We start from the raw sequence: 5560 nt of genomic DNA, 5'->3' as shown, positions 1-5560 counted from the left end.
GGGCTGGCGGTCGAACCGATGCGTTGCAGGGTATCGCTCAGCAGCGGCGGCGGTGGCGCGAGCTCAACGTGCATCCTGCGCAGTTCGGCCTCTTCACTGCCGCTGACCTGACGGATCCGCTCGAGTTGCCGGTCGCTGTAACCGTCGGTGCTGTGACCGAGGCGGCGCATCAGCGTCGAGCCTTCCCACTGCCGAGGGTTTTCCGTTTCGCTGACCCAGGCCCCGTGGCCGTTGTGTTGCAGGGTGGGCGCATAGGCGTCGGCGCGTTGCGGATGCTGGATGCGGTGTTGCCCGGTTACCGGGTCCTGGCGTACCTGGTAATGCTGGTTGTCCAAGCGTACAAGGCTTTGCTCTTGATGCTGGTAGATACCCAACCGGTCTGGCCTGGCGGTGGTGGGCAAGACGATGTCGGGTCGCTGATAGGGTGCCAGGTCGGGGTGCCACAAACGCGTCTGGCCGTTGGCCGACTGGACCGGTTTGAGTCCCTCGAAAAACGGCGAGAGCTGCGTCCGGGCGTAGTTGCCCAGTGCGGCTCCCCCCGCGAACGCAGCGAACTGAGCGACACTTTCCAGCACGCCGATGGCCTGTTCAGCCGCCTCGATCAAGCGACCTTCGGCCAGGTCGACAATGCCTTCGACCACTTCGTCGGTCAGTTGATAGACGGTATACGCCAGCATCAGCTCGCCCAGCCCCGGAACGAAGGGTGTCACCACCAGCAGGGCGGCATTGAAAATGTCCGAGAGCATTTTCTCCAGATTGTCCCACCAGGCCCAGCGAGCGATGCGGTCGGCGTACTCGGTGGTGATCGCGATCTCCCGGGCGTCGTTGAAAATCTTGTTCATGCTGCGTTTGTAGAGGTAGTCCCACGGGTCGCCGGTATAGCGCAGCTGGCGATCCTCCTCGAACTTCGTCACGCGAAATTGCAGATTCGGGTTATTCACCGGTGTGTCGCGCCAACTCGGAAGGTTGGAGCCCGGTGGGGCGGGTTGCCATGTCACCTTGCTCAGGCGCGCGTTCAAATTGGCAAAAAAATGCCCACGCTGGTTGTGGGCGACAAACCGGCTGAAGAACTGTTGGTAGTTGTCATCGGGCTCTGTGCTGCGCAGCTGGCGGGTCAGTTCCGCCATGAATTGCAGCGACGACGGATACTCCTTGAGCGGATGCTGCGGATCGTGCGGGACGTACGCAATCAGCGGCGCAGGGGTGTTGCCGGTGAGTGACGAGTAGCTGATCAGCACGATGCCGGTCAGTGCGGCGTCCATCATCTCCAGGGTGTAATAGCTGACGGGGTGACCGTTCCAGTGCGGATTCCTGTGGCCGTCAATCAAGCCTTGGATGACGTGATTGGCGTGCTGGCTGATGTCGTTTTTCATCAATGCCATGTGTGCCGCGACTTTGAGTGCACGTTTCTGGTTGAGAGTGACTTTGTAGCGCAAGAAGTTGCTGGCCACCGGATTGGTGGACAGCAGGTAATCGCGCAGATGCTGTTCGTACAGGGCGCCGATGTTCAATTCGCGACACAGTGACGTGAACTGCTTGATGCTGATTTTGTGCAGCAGGTGTTTGGTGAAGAAGTGACCGCGCTCGTCGGGGCGGGTGATGAACCCCGAGTCCGGGGTAAATGTTTCGCCACTGGAAAAGTTGTGCAGCGCCGCATCCAGCAGGGATACGTTGCGAGCCTGAGTGCTTGAAGAGAAATCATGCACCCACCAAGACGTTTCTCTCGGTGCATAGAGTCGCAACCAGGTGTCTTCGACATCGTCTTCAACGCCGTAGCGGTCCTTCAACGCCTGTTGTAACAGGGGTTTGGCAAAGGTGTAGACATCTTGCAGATTGCTCAGCGCCCGGTCGATATCGTTCTGGGCAGTCCAGGCCAGCTGCATGTCGCTTTTAAGGTTTTGATGGGCCGTGGCCGACGCATTCCTGTGCCAGTCGGGGAGGGTCAGCCTGACGGTTTTCAGGGCTTTGACACTGGATGTCGAGGTGCTCAGCAGCCAGAAAGGAATGGCCTTTTTTACCAACTCATAGTGGACACTTTTATCCACAGGAACTGATGGCGCCTGCGCGGGTGCCGCGAAGGGTATGGGCATGGTTTGATCGTCCGTTGATCGTGAGTGGAGCCACCAGTCTAGGCAGGCGCCATGCCCGGAAAAAGCTTAAAGATCGGTTTGAAACACCGCCGTTTGCGGCTCGACACTCTCAGAATTCAGACATGAACAATACATGGATACCACCACGTCATCGCACAGCCGTCGACGCACCAGGCTGGCACATGGTGTGAGTGCCCGGTTGCAGATACGGTGTCAGGATCGGTGCCATGCCCTTGAGCACCTGCACGGGCAGCGCCGAGGTGAACGTGAAGTTCTCGGCCGAGCGTCCCGGCACGAACGCAGTCAGTGTGCCGAAATGGTGGTCACCGATGTAGAACACGAAGGTCGCCGTGCGGTTGAGTGATTTGGAACTGAGAATCCGCCCGCCGGAACCGATGGCCTCGATACGGTTGTCACCGGTGCCGGTCTTGCCGCCCATGGCCAGCGGGGTGCCGTCCGGCAGTTTGAAACTGCCGGCCACGCGTTTGGCCGTACCGGCATCCACCACTTGTGAAAGGGCTTCGCGCATGGCCGTGGCGACCTCGGATGGCATCACCCGTTTTCCGACGTCCGGGTCATTGATCAGTTGGGTTTCATAGGGTGTGTTCGCGGCGAAATGCAGGCTGTCGATGCGCAGGGTCGGCATGCGCACGCCGTCGTTGAGGATGGTGCCGATCAGCTCCGCCAGCGCCGCCGGGCGGTCGCCGGAGCTGCCGATGGCGGTCGCCAGCGACGGCACCAGGTGGTCGAACGGGTAGCCGACTTTCTGCCAGCGCTGGTGAATGTCGAGGAACGCCTCGATTTCGAGCATGGTGCGGATGCGGCTGTCGCGAGCACCCTTGTGCCGGCTTTTGAACAACCAGCTATAGACCTCCTGGCGTTCGAACTGGCTGGCTTTGACGATCTCACCCCACTTGGCGTCGGGGTGATTGAGCAGGTAGCCCATCAGCCACAGGTCCAGCGGGTGAACCTTGGCGATGAAGCCTTGGTCCGGCAGGTCGTAGGTGCCGGGACCGTAGGCCTCGTAGAGCCGCACGAGACGTTCGTCAGTGAGTTTTTCCGTGAGCTTGGCACCGGTCAGGTGCGAGCGCACGAAGGCATTGAAGCTTTCCTGGCTGGCCTGTGGCAGCAGATAGCGGTGCACGGCGGCCATACGGATCGGGGTCGGACGCATGCTGTCGAGGAAGGTTTCGAGCCGCTCCTGGGTGTCCTTGTTCTTGTACTTCTTCCAGAACTTGAGCAGGAACGAAGTACCTTCACGGTCGGCGAACGAGGCCAGGTATTCCTGACGCCGCGGGTCGCGGTCGTCCTTGAACAGTTCGGCACTGCTGTTCGCACCGGAGTAGGTGGTGTAGCGCACCAGGTCACGCATCAGGCGAATGAACGGCAGGTTGATCGACTCGCGCAGGGCGTCGCGCAGGGTCGGTATGCGGCCGTTGTCTTCCTTGCGGAAGTTGTGGAACACATGCAGGCCGCCCCCGGTGAAAAACGCCTCGCCGGGGCTGGCGGAGTATTTGCGGTCCAGGGCCGCGCCGAGCATTTTTGGCAGGTCGCGGTCCTTGTTCTCGATCAGGTAATCGACCGCCCAGCGACTCAGGCGGTCCTGATCCGGTACGTCGACTTTCTTCAGTTCCGCAACGTCCATGCCGGCGTATTTGTCGTGCAGCTCGGAGATGATTTGCAGGTAGGTGGTCAGCACGCGCATTTTCGCGGTGGAGCCCAGTTCCAGTTTGCTGCCTTCGTTGATGTCGAACGGCTGGTCGGTGCTGTCGGTCTGCACCCGAACCCGCGAGCCGTCCGGGGTCAGCTCGAACAGGGTGAAGCTGTAGCGTACCTGGGTGGTGCTGGTGGTGGTCAGAAGTCGTTCGCCGATCAGGCCGATCTGCGTGGCAAACCCAGGGTCGGCCAGTTTTTTCAGGTACTCGGTGGCCTCCGATTGCAACTCGCCTTGCAGGGTGCTGGTGGCGGACAGGTCGAGGCGGTCGAGGTCATACAGCGGGCGATTGAGCATGCCGGCCAGACGGCTGCGCGCCACACTGATGCCCTTGTTGGTTTCAATCGGTTGAATGGTCGGCTGGGTGGCCCAATCGCGGTAGGTCACCTTGCTGGCCAGGGCGGCGGCGGCGAACTGAGCGTCGATCACATTATTTTGCGCCAGCAGGCGAATATGGCTGTCGGTGAGGTCGGCCAGTTCATCATGGCCTTTGGTCAGGTAATGCGACGGGCGGCGCTGTGCAATCATCAACGACAGCATTTCACGCAGGGCCAGGCCTTTTTCCGCCATGGTTTTCGGATCCGTTGCAGTGCTGGTCAGGGCTTCGTTGGCCTGCTTGAAGTCCGAGCCATACCACACGCGCAAGCCCTCAGCCATGCCATGCACTTCGCCGTGCCCCGGTACGGCTGATAACGGCACGCTGTTGAGGTAGTCGCGAACCACGTTCTGCCGGGCTTCGAGGGTTTGTGGCCCGGCCTGATAGGCGCGCACGGTGGCGGAAATCATCTGGCGGATCTTTTCCGCGCCATTGACCGTCAAGCCATCGGGGGAATGCCGGTACTTCTCCAACTGTGTGGCCAAGGTACTGCCACCGGCGGACTGGCCGGGCACGTGCAACATCTTGGCCACCTGGGACCATGCCGCCATGCCGAACCGTGGCCAGTCCACCGCCGGGTTGGCCAGCGGTTGTTGGGGGTCGAGCAGGAAGCGGTTCTCGATGAACAGCAGGCTGTTGACCACCACTGGCGGGATCGAGGCAAAGGTTGAATAAAGCTGCTGTGGATAGTGGTACTGGTAGAGCGGCGCTGCGCGGCAATCGGTGATCGACAGCCCGGCCTGGATTTTTTCGGCATAAGGCACGAACAGGCCCTTGTCGCTGTACTTCAACAGGGCCGGAGAAAAACGGGTTTGCGCCTCGACGACGAAATCGCGCTTGATCAGGCGCGGCAGGAATTCATCCAGAGAGCTGTAGCCCAGGCGCCGATCGAACGGCCCGTCGCCCGGATAGCGAATGGCATCGCTGGGGCCGGGTTTGAGCTCATAGTTGAGGGACGCAGCGTATTTGCTGACTTCCCGGGCCTGGAACTTCGAGGTACGCATTTCCCTGGCAGCCGCCAGCCCCACGACAATCGCGATAATCAACAGCAATAGCCAGAACGCTCCCCATCCGTGCCTGGAACGACGGGGTTTTTCAGGTATAGGCGCTTCATCCTCACGTTCAGTCGGAACCACGGTTTTACTCGAATCGGTTTGCCACAAAGCGCCCATAGTCGACTGATCCATTCACGCAGATTGATCGGACTTGACTCAAGCTTAGACGGTGGTTGGCGAAGGTGAAAAAAATGTGAAGGGCAAAATGATGCACGGACACACCGTTAATTGGGCTGATTGAAGCAGTTGTGGGGGGGGGGGGGGGGGGGGGGGGGGGGGGGGGGGGGCGCGGCGGCGGGGGGGCCCCCCCCCGCCGCCCCCCCCC

General features: G+C 60.8%; 2 protein-coding genes. Both read right to left on the bottom strand.

Going from position 1 to position 5560, the window contains the following annotated elements:
* On the bottom strand, positions 1 to 2045 hold a 2045-nt coding region (locus tag ACCD00_RS30065; protein WP_413428840.1), incomplete at its 3' end, for a dermonecrotic toxin domain-containing protein.
* Between the two features lie 193 nt (positions 2046 to 2238).
* Positions 2239 to 5352: a transglycosylase domain-containing protein gene (locus tag ACCD00_RS30060; RefSeq protein ID WP_413428839.1), complete on the bottom strand. Its 3114-nt coding sequence runs from the start codon at positions 5350 to 5352 to the stop codon at positions 2239 to 2241.
* Between the last annotated feature and the right edge of the window lie 208 nt (positions 5353 to 5560).

It is taken from the genome of Pseudomonas sp. Pseusp3, from assembly GCF_047304225.1.
GTDB classification, from domain to species: Bacteria; Pseudomonadota; Gammaproteobacteria; order Pseudomonadales; family Pseudomonadaceae; genus Aquipseudomonas; species Aquipseudomonas fluorescens_CD.
Note: the sequence above shows the minus strand (reverse complement) of the source record. Positions and strands in the feature narration are given on the sequence as shown.